The organism is Pseudomonas agronomica, assembly GCF_025917275.1.
GTDB lineage: Bacteria > Pseudomonadota > Gammaproteobacteria > Pseudomonadales > Pseudomonadaceae > Aquipseudomonas > Aquipseudomonas agronomica.
Genome location: NZ_JAOSHO010000755.1, coordinates 1 through 1,796, shown reverse-complemented (window position 1 = coordinate 1,796; position 1,796 = coordinate 1). Strand labels below are relative to the sequence as shown.

Annotated in this window: 2 protein-coding genes; one reads left to right on the top strand and one right to left on the bottom strand. The window is 62.5% G+C overall.

The window, feature by feature from the left end; translation table 11 throughout:
- Nucleotides 1-28 precede the first annotated feature (28 nt).
- Nucleotides 29-475 carry a Cd(II)/Pb(II)-responsive transcriptional regulator gene (gene cadR / locus OC610_RS26870; RefSeq protein WP_264432309.1) on the bottom strand — a complete coding sequence of 149 codons (447 nt, stop codon included), beginning with the start codon at nucleotides 473-475 and terminating at the stop codon, nucleotides 29-31.
- 87 nt (nucleotides 476-562) lie between these two features.
- Here cadR and OC610_RS26865 point away from each other — a divergent pair.
- A partial coding sequence (locus OC610_RS26865) for a heavy metal translocating P-type ATPase (RefSeq protein WP_264432306.1) occupies nucleotides 563-1,796 on the top strand: 1,234 nt, incomplete at its 3' end.

The following is a 1,796-nucleotide window of genomic DNA, read 5'->3' as shown; positions in this document are numbered from 1 at the left end:
TTAGATCGCCATGTGCTTCAAGAGCAGTTCAATGCCCATGACTCCTGCCCACATGGGAATGCTCCACCTCCGGCGCCACCGCGCCGCTCACTTCCAACCGCTGCAAGATCCCACACTGCTCGAGATCCGGCCCTTCGCCGCAGCGATGGCGCAGGTCGATCAGTTGCGCCTGCAAGGCCATCAGGCCATCGATGCGCGCCTTGACGTGGTCGATGTGCTCGTCGATCAGCGCGTTGACGCTCTCGCACTGATCCTGGGGACTGTCGCGCAAGGCCAGGAGGCTGCGGATTTCTTCCAGGGTCATGTCCAGGGTGCGGCAGTTGCGGATGAAGGTCAGCCGCTCGGCATGGGCTTGGGTATAGACGCGATAATTACCGTCGCTGCGGGCCGGTTCCGGCAGCAGGCCTTCGCGTTCGTAGTAGCGGATGGTCTCGACCTGGCAGTCGGTGATTTTCGCCAGTTCTCCGATCTTCATGGTGCTGCCTCCGAAAACAGGTGCTTGACCCTATAGTGGCTACAGGGTCTTTACTGTGCAACAGGCACTTTTCACGGACGTCACCCGATGAGCGATTCCCTTCACATCCACAAACCCGATCACGGCCATGCCCATGGGCATTCCTGCTGCGCCTCGAAAGCGGCACCGTCGGTAGTCAACCTCGGCAACGCGCCGACGGACGGTGCGCGGCTGAGCAGTTTTCGCATCGAAGCCATGGACTGCCCCACCGAGCAGACGCTGATCCAGAACAAACTCGGCAAGCTCGAAGGCGTGCAGCAGCTGGAATTCAACCTGATCAACCGGGTACTGGGCGTGACCCATGACTTGCCCAGCGACACCCCTATCATCAAGGCCATCGAGTCCCTCGGGATGCAGGCGGAGCCGTTGGCCGATGGCCAGGAAAAACCCACCCATAACCTACCTGCCCCAGCGAAGCCCTGGTGGCCGCTGGCGTTGTCCGGCGTCACGGCACTGGCTGCCGAGGTGATCCATTTCACCAATGCCGCGCCAAACTGGGTGGTCGCGCTGGTTGCGCTGGTGTCGATCCTCAGTGGCGGCCTCGGCACCTACAAGAAGGGTTGGATCGCCCTGAAAAACTTCAACCTGAACATCAACGCCTTGATGAGCATCGCCGTGACAGGCGCCGTGCTGATCGGCCAATGGCCCGAGGCGGCGATGGTGATGTTCCTGTTTACCGTGGCCGAGCTGATCGAGGCCAAATCCCTTGATCGGGCACGCAACGCCATCAGCGGCCTGATGCAAATGGCGCCGGAACAGGCGACTGTGCAACAAGCCGACGGCACTTGGCAGGTCGCCGATGTGAAGACCATTGCCCTGGGCGCAAGGGTGCGGGTTCGTCCTGGCGAACGGGTTGGGCTGGACGGTGACGTGGTCGCCGGACGCTCGACCATCGACCAGGCGCCCATCACCGGTGAGAGCCTGCCGGTGGAAAAAACCGTGGGCGATAAAGTCTTCGCCGGCACCATCAACCAGGCCGGCGAACTGGAATACACCGTCACCGCCGCTGCCGATCAATCGACCCTGGCGCGGATCATCCATGCCGTGGAACAGGCCCAGGGCTCCCGGGCGCCGACCCAGCGCTTCGTCGACCAATTCTCGAAAATCTACACCCCAGCGGTGTTTGCCCTGGCCTTGGCCGTGGCGATCATCCCACCGCTGTTCATGGGCGCCAGCTGGTTCGACTGGATCTATCGCGCGCTGGTCCTGCTGGTGGTCGCCTGCCCTTGCGCCCTGGTGATTTCTACCCCGGTGACGATTGTCAGCGGCCTGGCGGCAGCGG